The sequence below is a fragment of the Lwoffella lincolnii genome (assembly GCF_037201985.1).
Classification (GTDB): domain Bacteria; phylum Pseudomonadota; class Gammaproteobacteria; order Pseudomonadales; family Moraxellaceae; genus Psychrobacter; species Psychrobacter lincolnii.
This window is the reverse complement of the sequence record NZ_CP147511.1, coordinates 1,052,658-1,070,372: the sequence shown is the minus strand read 5'-3', so window position 1 is coordinate 1,070,372 and position 17,715 is coordinate 1,052,658. Positions and strand designations below refer to the sequence as shown.

Below are 17,715 nucleotides of genomic sequence, written 5' to 3'. Positions count from 1 at the left end.
TGTTTTATGTTTTTTATTATAGGTAGGGTTAGAATGAAATCACTTCTTAGTACCAGTCTGTTGGCAGTGGTTCTATTATTGAGTGCCTGCGGTGGTGGCAGTTCGGACAGCTCAGGCAGTCGTGCCATGAATGACATGAAAAAACAATCAGAAGAGTTTTTTAAAAATTCTTACGAAAAATCATATGTCAATTACCCTGACTGTCAAATTGATCAGAGCAAGGGCATTATTTATGTTGGTAGAAGACAACTTAATGCCATTGTTCCACAAGAATGTAAAGTTAAATTACCCAATCTAAACGGTGGTCTGACTTTTAGCCTAAAATGCTATACCAACCTGAGTACCAACAATTTGCCTTATATTAATATTAAGGGAGAGTCTAGACATATTGGTGAACTAAAAAATATGATAAAAACAGGCAAGCCTTATTTGGTAAGTTGCTTAAAATAACACATGAAAAATAAACTGTTTTTATTGATTTATACCCTAGTGGTATTTGCGTTTGGGTCATTGGTAACGTTCTTACTGATGACTCGCTCGCATATGGCTCAACTGGCACAACTCAAAGCAAAAACATCAACCAATATCCATGATTTGGCCACTCCTTTACCACACAAATTACCACAGGGTGAAAACATTGAGCAAGCCTCAGAACAACCACTCATCATTGAATCACTTGCCATTGAGCATGGCCTAACTCAAGCACAGACCAATCAGCGTAACTTTTCTACACAAGATTTTAATGAACAATCTGCCAAAGCGGTGTTAAACAGCATTTCCAACCGTCAACTTGATGCTTATGTGGAACGGTTTATGACGGATAAAGATGCCGAGTTAATCAAAGACAAACGTCAATTTGCCAACCGAGCGATTGAAGAGTTGTATCAACCTAATGACAATCAGCCGTTGACAGGGCAGATAATCATGTCCGCCAGTCCCAATTTTACTCAGCAGTCCATAAATACCAACACCTTATCCAAACGGCAAAAGCTCTATGCCCATCTAAATACCTTTGGCAAAGTACCATTGGGGGCAAATGTTTTTATAAAGTGGACAAACCGTACCACTGGAGAAGTGTTGCTGTTTGAAAAAAAACTGATATTGCCAAACTCAAATACCAACTGGGTCAGCTATCAACCATATGATTCATGGCAAACAGGCAGTTATGATGTGAAATTTTATCAGTTTACTTCTGAATTAACGCCTGTGGCTCAGTTAAGTTATGATGTTTATCAAGTGATTGATTAGGTGGTTGATTGGTGGATTATGCTAAATTGATGACCTTAAAACTAAAACGAAACTGACGCATTTGTCCCATCAATCACCCCACCCCCTAAGCAAATGTCGCCATCATAAAACACAACCGATTGCCCTTGTGTTACCGCACGCTGGGCATCATCAAACACCACTTTGACTTTATCGCCTGTCTCATCAAGGGCAAACACCGTACAATCTTGGTCAGGCTGGCGATAGCGGGTTTTGGCGGTGCATCTAAAACCTTGCTTGCCAAAAATCTGAGCAGGTGGAGCAATTCCCCAATCCAGTTTATAAGCGGTGAGTTCGTCAGATTGTAACATGGCATGATTATGCCCCTGTCCGACGATGAGACGGTTATTTGTCAGGTCTTTGTGTAACACAAACCACGGCTCTTCAGGGCGATTTGCCACACCGCCGATGCCAATACCGCCACGCTGTCCGATGGTGTAATACATCAAGCCATCATGTGTGCCGATTTTTATGCCATCATCGGTGTAGATATCGCCTTTTTGGGCGGGCAAATACTGTTGTAAAAAATCCTTAAACTTGCGTTCACCAATAAAGCAAATCCCTGTGGAGTCCTTTTTGTTGGCGGTGATAAGGTCATATTTTTGGGCAATGGCTCGCACTTGTGGCTTTTCAAGCTCACCGATGGGAAAAAGTGCCTTAGCGATTTTGTCGCCCCCCACAGCGTGTAAAAAATAACTTTGGTCTTTATTGGTGTCCAAACCACGCAGCAACTGGGCCCTGCCATCTTGACCAAAACCACGGCGTGCGTAATGTCCTGTGGCGATAAAATCCGCCCCAAGTCCAAATTGTGGCCCAGACGCATAATCCAAAAAGGCTTTAAACTTAATTTCTTTGTTGCATAAAATATCAGGGTTTGGCGTGCGTCCTGCTTGATATTCTGCCAAAAAATGTTCAAAAACATTGTCCCAATATTCCATGGCAAAGTTGGCGGTGTGTAATTTAATGCCGATTTTATCCGCCACCGCTTGGGCGTCGGCAAGGTCAGTCATGGCGGTGCAGTATTCACTGCCATCATCTTCTTCCCAATTTTTCATAAACAAGCCTTCAACATGAAAGCCTGCTTGTTGTAACAAAACAGCCGATACCGAGCTGTCCACACCGCCAGACATGCCAACGATGACTTTAATGTCTTTGGGGGGGGTATTTAAAGTGTTGGCAACATCAGCCAAAGTAAAAGCAGTGGTTATCATAATCAAAACTAATTAAAAATTGATGGTTATTGGTTGTGTTTTTATGGGCTATTGATGGGTTTTGCAAAATGCAATGTGCCATTATAACAGAGTTTGATAACAGAGTTTGTGGCTGATATTGATGGCTGATGTGGATAAAAGATACTATAATGACACAAACAACGAATTGGTTAAAGGAAGTCATGCGACATGATAAAAATTGGTCAAGGGGTGGACATTCATGCCCTACACAATAACGGAAAAGCCAACCAATTTGTGAAATTGGCTGGTGTGGAGATTGAACATCATCTCAGCCTACAAGCCCATTCTGATGGTGATGTGGTGCTACATGCTTTGGCAGATGCCTTGCTTGGAGCAATGGCATTGGGTGATATTGGTGAGCATTTTCCTGACACTGACCCAAATCACGCAGGGCTGGACTCTGGTGTGCTGTTAAAAGCGGTTTATAAGAAAATCACCGATACAGGATACCGCATTGGCAATGTGGACGTTACCATTGTGTGTGAACGCCCAAAAATCAGCCCTTATAAAATTGCCATGCGAAAAAATATCGCCCATCTTTTGAACACTTCGGTGGATAATATCAGCGTCAAAGCCACCACCAGCGAAAAACTGGGTTTTACAGGACGGCAAGAGGGCATCATGGTTACAGCCGTGGTACTTTTAGTCAGGCATGAATAAAATTAAGGCATGATGCTAAAAAACGCAGACAAATTCATCAAAGCTCAACCTTAGCACGTTGGGCTTTTTTTGTGTTGGGTATTTTTATATTGAATCTTTTTATATTGAAATTTGGCATTACGATAGGCGAAATTTGCACATTATTTTGATGACAGTTTATTTACAATATCTGTCTGATTGTTAAGATAAAATCAATCAAAAATAATACTTGATTTATGATATTTAGGTAATGCCATGACCCAATTTGACAGCCACTACCCACATGATGTGCAAGCAAACACCGCTTTACCCACCATCAACCAATGGCAGGATAAGCCAAATTTTTTTAATAACATCAGCCAACTGGCAATACAAATTCTTGATCCCATCGCCATTGATAAAGGTCATTATCCTGTCAAAGAAATGGCTGAGCTTGCCAAACTGGGGGCATTTGCCCCACATTTATCCAGTCAAGGTGGACGCTTTGATCAAGCGATTGCCAGTACGGCAAAAATTGCCCAAGTCTGTGGCACAACAGGATTTTTATCTTGGTGTCATCAAGTGATGGGATTGTATCTTGACCAGTCAGACAACACCCAACTCAAACATCAGATGTTAGCCAATCACACACTGGGCAACACGTTTGGCGGAACGGCGTTATCCAATCCGATGAAAACATGGGCAAACATTGAGCCGATGATTTTGCGTGGCAAAAAAGTGGCAAATGGCTATTTGGTGTCAGGCACATTACCATGGATCAGCCACATCGCCCCAAATCAATATTGTGGAGCAGTGGCGACGGTTGAGCATGTTGGGACAACACCGTATGATGTGTTCTTTTTATTAAGCTTCGATGATGACCGTCAAACACAATGGAAGCTCAATCCATGCCCAACATTCAGCGGTATGGAAGGTTCAAGCACGTGGCAAATTGAACTCAATGATTATTTTGTGCCAAATGAGACCATCATTGCTGACCCTGCCAAACCGTTTATTGAGCGAATTCGTGGGGCATTTGTGCTGATGCAGATGGGAATTGGTGTTGGGATTATTCAAGGGGCAATAGATGACATTCGTGCTGTTGAAGCTCAACTGGGGCATGTCAATCAATTTTTGGAAGACCAAGCAGATGGTTTGCAACTTGCCCTTGATGGGGCGGTGGCACGCACGGCCGAACTTGCCAAAACACCGTTTGAGTCCAGCAAGGATTATCTGCTTGATGTGTTGGATTTACGCATTCAAGGGGCAAAATTGTCTTTGCGTGCCACTCAAGCAGGCATGCTGCATCAAGGAGCAAGGGGCTATTTGATGACGGCACACCCACAGCGGCGGTTGCGTGAATCCCAGTTTGTGGCGATTGTTACCCCAGCAATCAAGCATTTGCGTTATTTATCGCATCAATTGATGACGGAAGTGACGCCAAACTGAATTGGTTGTGTGTTTTGAATTATACAATATATAATTTTCATTGACATAAGCGAAACAAGGAGTTGTGATGGAAGTTACCATAATACAATGGGACAATGGTGTTGGTGTCAGAATTCCTGCTGGTATTTTGGCAGAATTGAACTTGACCAGTGAACGGCGAGTTGATATTCGTGCTGAAGCGGGAAAGATTATCATTGAGCCAATCCTTGATAATCAAGAAACCCTTGATAAACTATTAAGCCAAATCACACCAAATAACTTACACGATGAAATTGATTTTGGGCAATCTGTTGGCAAGTAACGGTTATGAGTTATGTTCCAGATGTTGGTGATATTGTTTGGTTAGAATTTGACCCGCAAGCAGGGCGTGAGCAAGCAGGACATCGCCCTGCGGTGGTATTAACACCAAAAAGTTATAATCAAATCACAAACTTACTTATCTGTTGTCCATTAACCACAAAAATCAAAGGTTATCCATTTGAAGTGATGATTGATGGTGTGCCACAAAACGTGGCATTATCCGACCAAATCAAAAGTTTAGATTGGAAAGTTCGTCATGCCAAACTTAAAGGTAAAGTAAGTCAGCAAGAATTACAACAGTTGAAAGATAAACTTGCCTTGTTGTTGGACATATCAAACTAAGTCTCCAATATCACTCAAGCCAATAAACAAGAGAAAACAATAAACAAGAGAAAACAATGAACATAGACAAAGATGGCAACCCAACAGATGGACGTGGCGAATGGCAACAATTTCTTTGCCGAGCGTGTGGTTGGATATATGATGAAAAATTAGGTGACCCAGATGGGGGATTGCCTGCTGGCACACGATTTGATGACATTCCTGATGATTGGCAATGTCCGTTGTGTGGTGTTACCAAGCGAGATTTTGAACCATTTACCCCACGCAATGTCGCCATTGTCAAACCTCAAATCAACCCAACAGGTGATGTGGGAGGTTTGGTGGTCATTGGGGCAGGGTTGGCAGGTTGGGCGGTGATTGAAGCGGTGCGAGCATTGGATTTTGAGTATCCGATTACCTTAATCACCGCTGACACTGGCGACCGTTATCATAAACCACAATTATCGGTGGCAATCAGTCAGCATAAAACTGCTGATGGGTTGATTAACCAATCTGCCATTAGCGAAAAAGACCGCTTAAATGTGGGCTTGGTGGCAGATACTTTTGTCATGCACATTGATGCTGTCAATAAACAAGTGCGTACCACACGGGGTGATTTTTATTATGAATCTTTGGTGTTTGCGATTGGGGCAACGCCTATTTTACCAGCCAGTTTATCCCCTAAATTTGTTTGGCGGATTAACCATATCGACATGTTTGCCAAATTACACAATAAACTTGCAGACAAACCCAATCAGTCCATTGCCATCATTGGTGCAGGCATGGTGGGCAGTGAATTGGCAGAAGACATGGTCAAAGCAGGGCATCAGGTTACTTTAATTGACCGCAACCAATTGCCCCTTGCTGATGTGTTACCAATCAAAGCTGGTCAAATGGTTAAAGATGCACTTGAGCGGACAGGCATTCGTTTTTTAGGTGGTCATGTGGTCAGTGGCATAAAAAAAACCGCTCAAGACCAATATGACATAAGTTTTGAAAATGGCAATCGTATTTTGGTGGACGAAGTGGTGGCAAGCACAGGGTTGATGGTCGATGAACGATTACCAAAACGAGCAGGGATTCTCTTTAACCCACAGCAAGGCATTTTTGTTGATGGTCAAACATTACAGACATCACAAACCGACGTGTATGCCATTGGTGATTGTGTGGCAATCGGTGGGCAGGCGTGCCGTTATGTTGCCCCATTGAGGGAGCAAGCCAATACCATCGCCCATCAAGTGTTGCGTCTTAAGCATTCAGGTTATGCCCATCAATCTCCCATCATTCGTTTAAAAACCAAATCAGTTTCGGTAACGATGACTGGAAATCCTTGCAAGCAAGCACATTGGCAAACCTTGGTAGATGATGGTCATGCCTTAATCATGCAGCAGCCCAAAGAGATGGGCAATGCAAGGGTGGAAATTATGGTGAATGCCAAAGCAGGTTTGATGACACCACATGATGACATGACGATTTAATCATCTCCGCTACCAGCATTGAAGATTGGGAGCTGGATTCATGCTGGTTTTGGCCACGCATATTTGGATTTATTGGCAAAACAAACAACCTTTGCCAAACAAACTGCTTGAAGCCATTCAAACTGCAGACAAACTTGCGATTAGTGCCATTTCTTGTTGGGAATTGGCTCAATTAATTTGTAAAAAGCGAGTAAAATTGTCAATTTCAGTTGCAGGGATTTCCAAACATATCAGTAATTAATGACGGTAATGGCATTATGGTAACGGCACAATACCAACAGCAATGGCACTAAATAAGGTTAATAACGACAACCCCCAAATCCAAAAAAATGAATGGCGAATGTGTTTGCCCATTGATAAATCAGCCAACCCAAGCCCCATCCATAAAGCAGGTGATAACGGTGTCACAAATGTCCCCACAATACTGCCAATAAGCATGGCATAACCTGCTGATGTTGAAGCAACACCTGCTTGGGTGGTGATTTGTTCTACCACAGGGAATAATCCAAAATAATACGCATCTGTACTTAATACCAACTCAAGCGGAATGCCAATAATACCGATGATGATATGTAAATAGGGTAAGCTTGAATTTGGCAGTATCTTAACCAAATCATGAGAGATGGCATCGAGCATGCCTGTGCCTTTTAAAATCCCCAAGAATGTGCCAGCGGATAAAATAATGCTTGCCATAACAATCGCACCACCTGCATGGGCATTGATGCGAGCCAGCTGTTGTTTTGGGCTATGATAATTGGTCAACAATAACACAGATGTGGCAATCATAAACACATACCCAGGTGGTAGCATGCCTGAAAATAATACGGCCATGGTCAGCACAAAAATCACCACATTAACCCAAAATAACTTAGGGCGTGCTAAACTTTGTTCTTCTTCACTTAATTTAGCAGGTTTGATGAGTTCGCTCACATCAGGCAGTACTCCAAACTCTTTCACAATGCGTCTTTTTTCCTTGATGCCCAAAATCACTGCCAAAGCGGTGATGTATGTTAAAGCAATGACTTGCACACCAAATAATGGGCGATACAACTCATTAACATCCATCTCTAACACAGTTGCCACACGTCCTGTCGGTCCACCCCAAGGAAGCATATTTACCACGCCTGCACTTGCTGCTAATAATAAAAATAGCATATAAGGATTCATGCGAAGCTTTTTATACAGTGGCAACAAAGCAGGAACAACCAATAAAAAAGTGGTTGCACCTGCCCCATCAAGCTGTGCCACTACTGACACCAGTACCGTACCGACACTCACGGCGATGACATTGCCACGAGTGAGTTGAACCAACTTATCAATTAAAGGGCGGAATAAACCAACGTCACTCATGATGCCAAAGAATAAAATGGCAAAAATGAACATAATCACAATCTGAATGACTGATTTTGTCCCTTCACCATAAAAATCCTTGATTTGTGCCAAATCAAAGCCTGCCACCATCGCACCGATAATTGGCACAAGCGCCATGGCAATAATGGGCGATACTTTTTCTGTTAAAAGCAAGCCAACAATCACAAGAATAATTGCCAAACCAATGAATGTTAACATAGGATATGTCCCTTAATGTCATGTAATGACATGCCCAATTTTTTATTCATTTTTTATTTGTCAATTGGCTTTTCTACCACTTAGCTTACCCATCGTCAAGAAAAATCCAATTGGCCAAACAATGGCAGGAATAAACCAAATGGGATTGAAAATAAACGCCATGCCCAGTAAGCCTGCTTGTATCACATAATAGCTCATGCTGATTAAAGTAATGCGAATAACCGCCCCTTCACGGTTAATTAAACCAACCACCGCAGACGCTGCCACCACATTATGCACTGATACCATATTACCTGCTGCACCGCCCACCGCTTGTAATGCCACCACCTTACTTGCCATGGCGGTATCCAAGCCAATTTGGGTGGCGGTTGACCATTGAAACGATGAAAACATCATGTTGCTTACCGTATTTGAACCAGCAATAAACGCTCCTAACGCCCCAATGCTTGATGCAAAGAGTGGCCAAGCATCACCAAATGCCCCTGCTGCACTTTGGGCAAGCATCACAGGCATGGCAGGCAATACGGTGGCGGCATCGGCTGCTGATGCTGAATTGATAAACACCTGCACCATTGGAATGGAGCATAATAACGCAGGTGCTGCTGCCAACATGGTTTTAGCGGATATTGACCAGCTTTTTTTAACTTGAGCTTGGTTCATGCCAAAGATAAAAATACAAATAATTGATGCAATAAGCAGGACAGAAGCAGGCGAATACAGTAACATCTCTTTTGTGCTGATGGTTGTGCCAAACAGGTTGTCAAACTTTAAGGTTAAAGCATCACTGGTTAATAGACCTTTAAGTCCAATGGCTGGAATGCGAGTCATAATCAGCAAGATAATGACAATCAAATAAGGTGAAAACGCACGCAATACCGAAAACTTAGGTGCAACGCTGTCATCGTGTTTGTCATGTTGTAATTCACCCATCCATGACTCATGCCATTTTGACGTTTGTGGAAAATCAAAGGTTTCTTTGGGTTGCAAAAATCCTGCTTTGGCAGCAGGCACAACAATCGCCAAACCAATAAAACCACCGACCAATGATGGGAATTCAGGTCCTAAAAATTTAGCGACCAAAAAGTACGGCACAGTAAAGGCAATCCCTGCAAATAAAGCAAAGGGAGCTACTTGTAATCCTTGAGTAAAGGAGCGTTTTTCACCAAAAAATCGTGTTAAAAAGCAACATAAAATTAAAGGGATTAATACCCCAATCATCGCATGGAACATACCAACATTGGCGGTGGTTTGTAGAATATAATCATCTAAGGTGGCAGGGGTAATGGCAGAGATGATGTCTGCATTGTTATCCAACCCATTTTTTACCCCAATCAGCAGTGGTGTCCCAACCGCACCATAAGACACAGGGGTAGATTGAATGATAAGCATTGCCATCACTGATGCCATGGCAGGAAATCCCAAGGCAAATAACAACGGTGCTCCAACAGCAGAGGGTGTTCCCCAACCAGAAGCCCCTTCGATTAAAGAGCCAAATAACCATGCCACAATAATCACTTGAATGCGACGGTCAGGTGAGATGTCCATAAATCCTTTACGAATGGCTAAAATTGCCCCACTTTCTTTGACAGTGTTTAACAATAAAATGGCGGTAAACACAATAAACAAAACGCTGATGGCGGTGATAACGCCTTTGGTGGTGGCAGCCAAAACTTGGTTAATGTCAACATGCCATGCAAATATTGCCAAAGCTGCTGTGATGAGGTAAGTTGCTGCCATTGCATATTTGGCAGGTAATCGCATGATGACCAGCAATAACAGCACGATAAGGATTGGTAATAATGCCAAAAAAGTATACATGGGCAAACGCTCCTTGTTTATAATATTTACAATAACTTTCTTAAATCTTGTTTGTTAACATACATATATGATAGCTTAACAATAATTATCTTAAAGAAATAAAATAATACTCTATTATCCAAAAGTCATTCAATACCATTTATTCAAAAAAACCAGAAAAAACTAGAAAAGATGCGAAAAATGACTGAAAATATGTGTCAAACAGTTTGTTGTTTTCTAAAATTTTATTACTTTTAATTATGAATATTTTGTACAATACATCACAAAGTTACTGGTTTATACTTTACTAAAGGACAAACATATGATTATCTCATCTGGTAATGACTACAAAGAAGCGGCACGTCGTCGCCTACCACGGTTTTTATTTGACTACATTGATGGCGGTGCTTATGCTGAATACACCCTAAAGCGTAACGTCTCAGACTTATCGGAAGTGGCATTGCGTCAACGGGTCTTAAAGGACATGTCAAGTTTGGATCTGTCCACCGAGATTTTTGGTGAACGTCTCTCCATGCCTTTGGCGTTATCGCCTGTGGGATTAACAGGCATGTATGCCAAGCGTGGTGAAGTGCAAGCGGCTAAAGCTGCTGACAAAAAAGGCTTGCCATTTACCTTATCAACGGTGTCTGTGTGTCCGATTGAAGAAGTTGTGCCAGCGATAAACCGCCCAATGTGGTTTCAGTTGTATGTGTTAAAAGACCGTGGCTTTATGCAAAACGTGCTGGAGCGTGCCAAGGCGGCGGGGTGTACCACCTTGATATTTACTGTGGATATGCCTGTGCCTGGGGCAAGATACCGTGATGCTCACTCAGGAATGAGTGGGCCAAATGCTGCCATGCGTCGTTACCTGCAAGCCACATGGCACCCACATTGGGCAATTAATGTGGGTTTATTGGGTCGTCCGCATGATTTGGGTAATATCTCAAAATACATGGGTAAAACCATTGGTTTAGAAGACTATATCGGTTATCTGACCGCCAATTTTGACCCATCGATTTCATGGAAAGATTTGCAATGGATACGAGATTTTTGGGACGGCCCAATGGTGATTAAAGGCATTTTAGACCCTAAAGATGCAAAAGATGCGGTGAGCTTTGGTGCAGATGGCATTGTGGTGTCTAACCATGGCGGTCGTCAGTTAGATGGTGTGCTGTCCACCGCCAGAGCCTTACCAGCGATTGCTGATGCGGTAAAAGGTGACATCAAAATCTTAGCAGATTCAGGCATTCGTAATGGTTTGGATGTGGTGCGCATGCTTGCCATGGGGGCAGACTTATGTATGATTGGTCGGGCGTTTGTCTATGCGTTGGCAGCAGAAGGGGAAGTGGGGGTAACCAATTTGTTGGATTTGTTTGAAAAAGAAATGCAGGTGGCAATGACCTTAACCAGTTCAGCATCGATTAAGGACATTAATCATGAGTGTTTGTTGGATTTTTTAAAGTCATCAAATTCATAAAGTCATCAAACCAAAGTCATTAAACCTGTCAAATGATTAAAATCCATCATCTAACCTAACGTTAATGGGCGATTGGAAGAGACTAAAAAGCATGTCTCTTCCCATTTATTTTTAATTTTATTTATTTTTTAAGCAGATGTTCATAGCGTTTGTCAGTAAGTGTCTCCATAAAAGCGACAAGGGCTTCTACTTTCCTGTCGGTCAGCTTTTGAGCTTTGAGTTCTTCTAGACTGATGTTTTGCGTGACTTCAGCATCATTCCATGGCTTATTTGTTTCAGGATTGATGCGGTTATCTGGGTTATTATATTTATCATAAAATAAGACGACAGTTTTTAGGTCTTTAAATACCCCATTGTGCATATAAGGAGCGGTAACAGCAACGTTTCTTAAAGTTGGCGTTTTGAATTTGCCCTTTTGGTTGGCATCGTGCGTCAGTTTTGGGTGATTCATCAATCCTAAATCAACAAAATCAGTGGCCACTTTCGTCAGTGCCAACATCTGTTTGTTACTGGGTACGCCAATATTGTGGTATTGATAATTGGTGAACGTTTCATATTGGTCATCTTCTTTTGACTGAGGCAATTTGTGGCAACGATGACAATTAACATTGTCGTTGGAGAAAAATAACGTTCGTCCTAAATCTTCTAAGGGTGTTAATTCATATTCACCTTGTAAATATCGGTCATATTTTGAATCAAATGGTGAAAATAGGGGTGTTGTCTCAAAAGAGGCAATGGCATCAGTCATGGCATCATAGGCTTTATCTGTGTCCTGCCAAATGCCTTTACCATAAATATTGGCAAACGCATGCAAATAGTGGGCATCTTGTTTGAGTCGCTGAATGATGGTAGATTTATCCGTACCCATTTCTATGGGGTTCAGTGGTGGCTGGCCTGCTTGAACAATTAGGTCATCTGCACGACCGTCCCAAAATTGTCCACCGACGTATGCTTGATTGATGTCATCAAAATAAAAATTGGGAGAAAAATGGGCATAACTTGCCGTTGGGGTGTTGCGATTGCCAAAAGAATGCCCATCATCTCCTAAAGACACCATGCCTTTAGCAGCGGTTTGTCTGCCATCTGTGAATGCCAAATCAGGATTGTGGCAAGTGGCACAACTCATGGTTTGATTTTTAGACAAACGGGTGTCAAAAAATAACATTTCCCCCAATCGTTGTTTATTCTTTAGTGGTTGCCCATCAATCTGCATTTGTCCATCAATCGGCTTGCCTTTATTAAAGGCATGGGACATCGATGTGCTGGTCAGAGCCATAAGCACGGTGATGCTAACTGCCGTTAACGTGGTCAAAACATATGGAATGTTATGATTTTTTTGCGTGTTGTTTTTTTGCATACCATGCTCCACAATCAAAAAATGGTTGTAACAACAGATTGCCAATACTGCGATGGTGTTTGTCAGTTTTCTTTGTCAACCCAAAAGTGTCTGGCGGTGCATAATCTTGACTAAAAGCTTGCGTGTTGTGCCAATTATCAAAAACACTTAAATATCCACCATAATTTTTATGACCACAAGACACACTGTGATGCAGTTGATGCTGAGCTGGTGACATAAACCACATTTCAAGCCATTTGGGGTATCCAAGATAAATGTGCGAATGTCGCAAATTACCACCAATCAGGGAAAACATCGCCACCAAAGCATTTACCCCAAATATGGTAATGATATTTAACTGTGCGCCAAAAAGCCATAAGCAAATGCCCGTAACCATACCAACACTGAGTGCGTATCGCAAACCAAATAACAAATTTTCCAATGGATGCACCCGATAAAAAGTGATTGGGTTTAATAACGTTGCACTGTGATGAACCTTGTGAAATTGCCATAAAAATGGGTTGGTATGTAGCCAACGGTGTAGCCAGTAGCGACTAAATTCACCAAAGATAAATATCATCAACGTATAAATGGTGGCAATCGTCCAATTTGGCAGTGGTAGGAGCAAAGGGGCATGAACGTAAGTCAAGCCATTAAAAATCAGCGTGGTAACCGTCTTTGCTGATAAAATTAGGGGCATCAAAAGATGGGTTTTAATCAACCAAGCCACCACAAAATATTTGTAATCCAGTATGGACTGTGGGTGTAGCCAGTATTGTCGAAGGTGGTTTTTAACATCGTGATATCTAACATCGTGATGCCTAACATCGTGATGCTTAACATGCTTGTTTGATGATGGTTTGTGGTAAAGCCAATACACCATGGTTAAGATACCAGCACCACACAGATAAACCCAATATAATCTTTGGTTGGGATTAACCAAATATTCATTGACTAAAGGCAGGTCGATAAACAGCATATTGGCTTGCATCAATCACCATCTGCTTCAAGAATGACTGGCTGTATTGGTAAGGCATGGATTAAGTGCTGATAATAGCCAATTTGTAACTGGTGAATGGTGTCATACAGTTGGGTGCTTTTATGGTTGTCCATTGCAAGTTCATCAATGGTTAGGTGTTGTATTTGATGACGGGCATCTTTTAGCAACTTTTGGTTGTCATTTAATGGTTTTTGGGCATGGTATAACTGAGTAATGTCAACCAAATTGAAGTAATCTTGTTGGTCAATCAGCTCAGATTGAGCTTGCAAAATGGCATCAATGGCATTCACACTCAACCCACTGAGATAAAACTCTGCCCGTTTTTTATCTGGATTGTTTTGATATTTTTTGGATAATCCAGCCACATCAGCAATCCGCCATTCTTTTAAAAAATGGCTTTGATTCGCCAGCGTGTTGATTATCTTGGATAAAGAAAGTTTGGGCTGATTTAAGTAATCCACTCTTTTATGTTGATAGGTGTGTTTGATGGTGTCCAGATGTTGACAAATATGTTGGCTGATGGCGTGAGCAATGTGTAAGTCTCGTTGATTAAGATGCTCGTCTTGATATAAAACGACTTCCAGAGCATTGATGGTTTTGTAAGAGTTTTTAAATAGAGCAACTTCAGGTTTGCTATGACTGCTCAATACTTTTTGCATCTGCTCATGAATGTTTTCATTACCAATATGAAATATGTCAATATAACGTGGGGTGTCAATGACATGCACATCAAAATCACCTGCAATGTAAGTAGCTTCAACTTTTTTCCAGTTTAATGCCAAATCTTTAAAATGCTCATCAATCGTTTGGGAACGCACCCCAGCTGTTGACTGTTGTAGTGTTGTTGCCAGTTGTTGACAGCTGTTCAAGGCGATATTGGCATTTTTTTGCAAAACATTATCATAAATACTGGCCAGTGCTTGTTGTTCTTGTTCATGATGCTTTTGTTCATGTTGTTGATGACTGTCTTGTTCTTGTTGGGCAATGGCGAGGGTGCTTAAGCCAACAGCGATGATGATGATGAGTCCGAGATGTTTTATGGCGTGCGGCATCAAACTGCCCTTATGTTGGTGATGGTGAACATGGTTAATTATAACGTGTTTAAGAAGTCCAACAAATCATGACGTTGTGTTTTGTTCAGTTGGATAAATGCCTGTTTTGCCTGTTCTGCTTCACCACCATGCCATAAAATGGCTTCAGTAACGGTGTTGGCACGTCCATCATGTAATAATGGTATGTTAGCACGGCTTTTTGCACCCAATCCCCATAAAGGCGTGGTTCGCCAATGCTGTGGGGTGGCATCATATTCTGGGCGGGCATCAGCCAAATCCGGCCCCATGTCATGCAACAATAAGTTGCTATAAGGTTGAAATATGATGCCATCATGAGTTTTTTGTATGGGAGTATGACAAGTGGCACATTGTAATGTTTTAAATAGAGCCTGTCCGTTACGTTTGCTGTTGTCTGCGATGTTTTTAGGGGCTTTAAGATGTTGTAAATAAAAAGCAATGGCTTGTAGGCGACCCATTGGCAAGTCCAAATCTCCTTCTGGGGTTGGGCGTGGACGTGGGGCATTGACACAGGCAGTTTGTTGCCAAGTACAGTTTTCATTAGGGTGCAAAGGGTTGGTCAGTCCCATGTCGTTAATGGCGGCATCAGCGGTTTGCATCAAAACGCTGGGCATAGATGCTTTATGTCCAAACCGCCCAATGGCAAGGCGGTTATTGCCAACATCGTGATTGCCAATGTCAGGGGCATAATTCACTTTGCCATAAATACCATCTTGATTGCTGTCTTTTTCATCAACTGCTGACAGTATGTCTTCATCAGGAATTTTCTGTAAAAGACCAAGCCCCACTAATAAAGGAGCAATTCTCAAGCTAATGCGTGTTTGTGAATTGGGTGTGCCATATTGCCAATCACTGACCTTGGGTATGGGTTTGCGTAAATGAACCACCGTGCCATCTGCTAACGTTTGTTGACCATATTGCCACACAATGTCTGTTTTGGCTTCAAAAGGAACACCATGAATGCCATTAACCGCTAATTGACTGCCATAAATGGAATCGGTGGGAGTCATTTGTTGGTACTGACCATAATGGTGTTTGTTGGGTTGTGATAACTTAAATACCAAAATGCGACTGTGATTGCCGTCATCGTTAAAGCTTTGTTTATGTCGAGTGGCACGATGACAAGCAACACAAGCATTGGCATTAAATAATGGGCCTAAGCCATCTCTTGCTGTGGTGGCACTGGGGGCAGCAACCCAAGTAATGGTAAAAAAAGAGCGTCCAAGCATGAATTTATCCATATCAGCATCAGACAGCCCATCTATGGGTTGATTACTGGGTAAATGCTCACGAGTCTCTGACCATGGCATTGATAGTAAGATTGGTAAGATTTGGGCATGGCTGTTGGTGATGAAGCACCAACAAATCGCATATAAAATCTTTATACCCCAAATCTTTATGTTTCCCAAAATCTTTGTTTTACCCCTCAATTTTGGTCTCTTCTTGGTCGGTAACATCATCGGTTGTCAGATTAATTTGATAAGCTTTGGCAATGTCAACCATTTTATCTCCCAATCGGCGTAGCTCATTTTTTAAACTGACAATATTCATGGTTGATGCCACATTTTGTGGTTGTATTTGATAATCAAAGTGCATGCTGGTTTTTGCCAAATGATCGATTGTGGCAATGCGTTTATCAATGCTTGCAATCATTTGATTGATTTGTTTTTGTTCATTGGGACTTAAGGTGTCAATTAAGGCGATACGTCCAATTTTTTTACCTTGATAAGTGCCATACAAAACATTTTTAAATCCAGCAAAATTTTGCATGATGTCTCGGTGGGTATTATCAGAAAAACAAGAATGTTCATCTTCTTCACTGGGTGTTAGCACAGCAACGGCGATGCGTTCGTTGGCAAGCTCAGATTTGATAAAAACCCCCATGCCTGTAAAAATATCTTTTAAGGCAGTTTTTTTATCTATATTTTTATCCGCATGTTTGCCCATAAGTCTGCCATTTAGAGCGTTGTAATATAAGCCATTTGGTTGCCATGCTTGGGTTACGGTATGTAAGTCGTCAACCAATTTTTGAGCCGCCGCCGTCAGATACGCCAAACGTCGTTTTGCATTTTTGTCAGTTGTGAAGTCGGTTAATGGACGTTGCCCAGCTGTCATTGGACCATGGGTGATGGTGTCTTCTATAAAATTATGATAGTCTTGGTCTTGCCCCCATAATAAAAATTCAATGGCATGGTAACCTGTTGCAACATTGGCCTCGCCGCCATTTTCATTAAGTTCGGTCAATACTTCAGGGGTGATGTCAGTGATATCAACCGCTTGGGCATTTTCTCCTATTGGTGTGAATAGACCCGTGGCATCAATGATGTTGCCCTGTGTGCGATTGCCATCGGCATCGATGGTATAGTCAATCATGTGTTCATCTAATGGCCACGCATTGATTTGCCCCTCTAAATTGCCATAAATCTCTGCCACCCAACCTTCCTCAGCATCGATAGGACCTTGTGATAGGCGAAAAATTTCTGTCAAACCATAACTTTCTCTGGCCTGTAACCATGCTTCTTTGGCGGCATTTAAGTTTTGTTGAGTTGGATATTTGGCAAATCGCTCTAAAGCTTTTTGCAATATTTTGGCATCGTTTAGGCTGGCTTGATAGCTTTTTTGTGCCAACACGCTGTAGTTTTTTAGAAAGTTTGTTGCCTGTTTTTGTATGTTGATGGATTGATTGAGTTGGACAGCTTGTGTGTGAGCTTGTGTATAAGCTTGTGTGTGAATGGAGGATAAACTTGCAAACGTTGTGGCGATGATGGCAAGTGCGCTAAAAGAGAGTTGTTTCATGATGTT

Annotated in this window: 17 protein-coding genes; 9 read left to right on the top strand and 8 right to left on the bottom strand. The window is 41.8% G+C overall.

The window, feature by feature from the left end; translation table 11 throughout:
• Window positions 1–33 precede the first annotated feature (33 nt).
• Complete coding sequence (locus WDM69_RS04935; protein WP_338755838.1) at window positions 34–450, top strand: hypothetical protein; 417 nt, start codon at window positions 34–36, stop codon at window positions 448–450.
• A 3-nt stretch (window positions 451–453) separates the two neighbouring features.
• Window positions 454–1,248, top strand: a complete 795-nt coding sequence (locus tag WDM69_RS04930) for a hypothetical protein (RefSeq protein WP_338755837.1) — start codon at window positions 454–456, stop codon at window positions 1,246–1,248.
• Window positions 1,249–1,289: 41 nt separating this feature from the next.
• Here the strand turns inward: WDM69_RS04930 and mnmA are convergent, their stop codons facing one another.
• Entirely contained in the window at window positions 1,290–2,477 is a 1,188-nt protein-coding gene (gene mnmA / locus WDM69_RS04925) for a tRNA 2-thiouridine(34) synthase MnmA (protein WP_422393265.1), read from the bottom strand.
• Between the two features lie 189 nt (window positions 2,478–2,666).
• Here mnmA and ispF point away from each other — a divergent pair, with 189 nt between their 5' ends.
• From ispF to WDM69_RS04895, 6 genes are all read left to right on the top strand, one after another.
• On the top strand, window positions 2,667–3,158 hold the full coding sequence (ispF, locus tag WDM69_RS04920; protein ID WP_338755836.1) for a 2-C-methyl-D-erythritol 2,4-cyclodiphosphate synthase: 492 nt from the start codon (window positions 2,667–2,669) through the stop codon (window positions 3,156–3,158).
• A 234-nt stretch (window positions 3,159–3,392) separates the two neighbouring features.
• Complete coding sequence (locus WDM69_RS04915; protein ID WP_338755835.1) at window positions 3,393–4,565, top strand: acyl-CoA dehydrogenase; 1,173 nt, start codon at window positions 3,393–3,395, stop codon at window positions 4,563–4,565.
• A 67-nt stretch (window positions 4,566–4,632) separates the two neighbouring features.
• Window positions 4,633–4,866 (top strand): hypothetical protein, encoded by a 234-nt coding sequence (locus tag WDM69_RS04910; RefSeq protein ID WP_078306633.1) that lies wholly within the window; start codon window positions 4,633–4,635, stop codon window positions 4,864–4,866.
• A 5-nt stretch (window positions 4,867–4,871) separates the two neighbouring features.
• The gene (gene mazF / locus WDM69_RS04905) at window positions 4,872–5,207 is read left to right on the top strand and encodes an endoribonuclease MazF (protein WP_078306632.1); all 336 of its coding nucleotides are present in this window, start codon (window positions 4,872–4,874) and stop codon (window positions 5,205–5,207) included.
• Between the two features lie 56 nt (window positions 5,208–5,263).
• Window positions 5,264–6,664 (top strand): FAD-dependent oxidoreductase, encoded by a 1,401-nt coding sequence (locus WDM69_RS04900; RefSeq protein ID WP_338755834.1) that lies wholly within the window; start codon window positions 5,264–5,266, stop codon window positions 6,662–6,664.
• Between the two features lie 40 nt (window positions 6,665–6,704).
• The gene (locus tag WDM69_RS04895; protein ID WP_078306630.1) at window positions 6,705–6,905 is read left to right on the top strand and encodes a PIN domain-containing protein; all 201 of its coding nucleotides are present in this window, start codon (window positions 6,705–6,707) and stop codon (window positions 6,903–6,905) included.
• Window positions 6,906–6,919: 14 nt separating this feature from the next.
• Here WDM69_RS04895 and WDM69_RS04890 read toward each other — a convergent pair whose 3' ends face one another.
• Together WDM69_RS04890 and WDM69_RS04885 are read right to left on the bottom strand one after the other, a co-directional pair.
• The gene (locus WDM69_RS04890) at window positions 6,920–8,233 is read right to left on the bottom strand and encodes a CitMHS family transporter (protein ID WP_078306629.1); all 1,314 of its coding nucleotides are present in this window, start codon (window positions 8,231–8,233) and stop codon (window positions 6,920–6,922) included.
• A gap of 60 nt (window positions 8,234–8,293) precedes the next feature.
• Window positions 8,294–10,051, bottom strand: coding sequence for an L-lactate permease (locus WDM69_RS04885; RefSeq protein WP_078306628.1), 1,758 nt, complete (start codon window positions 10,049–10,051; stop codon window positions 8,294–8,296).
• 301 nt (window positions 10,052–10,352) lie between these two features.
• On the opposite strand from WDM69_RS04885, the gene lldD reads away from it, so the two are divergent.
• Entirely contained in the window at window positions 10,353–11,507 is a 1,155-nt protein-coding gene (gene lldD / locus WDM69_RS04880) for an FMN-dependent L-lactate dehydrogenase LldD (RefSeq protein ID WP_338755833.1), read from the top strand.
• A 121-nt stretch (window positions 11,508–11,628) separates the two neighbouring features.
• On the opposite strand, the gene WDM69_RS04875 is transcribed toward lldD, so the two are convergent.
• The 5 genes from WDM69_RS04875 to WDM69_RS04855 form a co-directional block, all read right to left on the bottom strand.
• On the bottom strand, window positions 11,629–12,864 hold the full coding sequence (locus WDM69_RS04875) for a cytochrome-c peroxidase (RefSeq protein WP_078306626.1): 1,236 nt from the start codon (window positions 12,862–12,864) through the stop codon (window positions 11,629–11,631).
• Window positions 12,833–13,834 carry a sterol desaturase family protein gene (locus WDM69_RS04870; protein ID WP_078306625.1) on the bottom strand — a complete coding sequence of 334 codons (1,002 nt, stop codon included), beginning with the start codon at window positions 13,832–13,834 and terminating at the stop codon, window positions 12,833–12,835. The genes WDM69_RS04875 and WDM69_RS04870 overlap by 32 nt, the downstream gene beginning before the upstream one ends.
• The gene (locus WDM69_RS04865; protein WP_078306624.1) at window positions 13,834–14,895 is read right to left on the bottom strand and encodes a hypothetical protein; all 1,062 of its coding nucleotides are present in this window, start codon (window positions 14,893–14,895) and stop codon (window positions 13,834–13,836) included. The genes WDM69_RS04870 and WDM69_RS04865 overlap by 1 nt, the downstream gene beginning before the upstream one ends.
• 38 nt (window positions 14,896–14,933) lie before the next feature.
• Entirely contained in the window at window positions 14,934–16,223 is a 1,290-nt protein-coding gene (locus tag WDM69_RS04860; RefSeq protein ID WP_158077848.1) for a di-heme oxidoredictase family protein, read from the bottom strand.
• Window positions 16,224–16,332: 109 nt separating this feature from the next.
• Entirely contained in the window at window positions 16,333–17,709 is a 1,377-nt protein-coding gene (locus WDM69_RS04855) for an imelysin family protein (protein ID WP_078306622.1), read from the bottom strand.
• Window positions 17,710–17,715 lie beyond the last annotated feature (6 nt).

What these genes read in the sequence shown, in the direction of transcription:
- WDM69_RS04935 (WP_338755838.1), top strand. Translation starts at nt 34, where the DNA reads ATGAAATCACTTCTTAGTACCAGTCTGTTGGCAGTGGTTCTATTATTG.
- WDM69_RS04930 (WP_338755837.1), top strand. Translation starts at nt 454, where the DNA reads ATGAAAAATAAACTGTTTTTATTGATTTATACCCTAGTGGTATTTGCG.
- mnmA (WP_422393265.1), bottom strand. Translation starts at nt 2,477, where the DNA reads ATGATAACCACTGCTTTTACTTTGGCTGATGTTGCCAACACTTTAAAT.
- ispF (WP_338755836.1), top strand. Translation starts at nt 2,667, where the DNA reads ATGATAAAAATTGGTCAAGGGGTGGACATTCATGCCCTACACAATAAC.
- WDM69_RS04915 (WP_338755835.1), top strand. Translation starts at nt 3,393, where the DNA reads ATGACCCAATTTGACAGCCACTACCCACATGATGTGCAAGCAAACACC.
- WDM69_RS04910 (WP_078306633.1), top strand. Translation starts at nt 4,633, where the DNA reads ATGGAAGTTACCATAATACAATGGGACAATGGTGTTGGTGTCAGAATT.
- mazF (WP_078306632.1), top strand. Translation starts at nt 4,872, where the DNA reads ATGAGTTATGTTCCAGATGTTGGTGATATTGTTTGGTTAGAATTTGAC.
- WDM69_RS04900 (WP_338755834.1), top strand. Translation starts at nt 5,264, where the DNA reads ATGAACATAGACAAAGATGGCAACCCAACAGATGGACGTGGCGAATGG.
- WDM69_RS04895 (WP_078306630.1), top strand. Translation starts at nt 6,705, where the DNA reads ATGCTGGTTTTGGCCACGCATATTTGGATTTATTGGCAAAACAAACAA.
- WDM69_RS04890 (WP_078306629.1), bottom strand. Translation starts at nt 8,233, where the DNA reads ATGTTAACATTCATTGGTTTGGCAATTATTCTTGTGATTGTTGGCTTG.
- WDM69_RS04885 (WP_078306628.1), bottom strand. Translation starts at nt 10,051, where the DNA reads ATGTATACTTTTTTGGCATTATTACCAATCCTTATCGTGCTGTTATTG.
- lldD (WP_338755833.1), top strand. Translation starts at nt 10,353, where the DNA reads ATGATTATCTCATCTGGTAATGACTACAAAGAAGCGGCACGTCGTCGC.
- WDM69_RS04875 (WP_078306626.1), bottom strand. Translation starts at nt 12,864, where the DNA reads ATGCAAAAAAACAACACGCAAAAAAATCATAACATTCCATATGTTTTG.
- WDM69_RS04870 (WP_078306625.1), bottom strand. Translation starts at nt 13,834, where the DNA reads ATGCAAGCCAATATGCTGTTTATCGACCTGCCTTTAGTCAATGAATAT.
- WDM69_RS04865 (WP_078306624.1), bottom strand. Translation starts at nt 14,895, where the DNA reads ATGCCGCACGCCATAAAACATCTCGGACTCATCATCATCATCGCTGTT.
- WDM69_RS04860 (WP_158077848.1), bottom strand. Translation starts at nt 16,223, where the DNA reads ATGCCATGGTCAGAGACTCGTGAGCATTTACCCAGTAATCAACCCATA.
- WDM69_RS04855 (WP_078306622.1), bottom strand. Translation starts at nt 17,709, where the DNA reads ATGAAACAACTCTCTTTTAGCGCACTTGCCATCATCGCCACAACGTTT.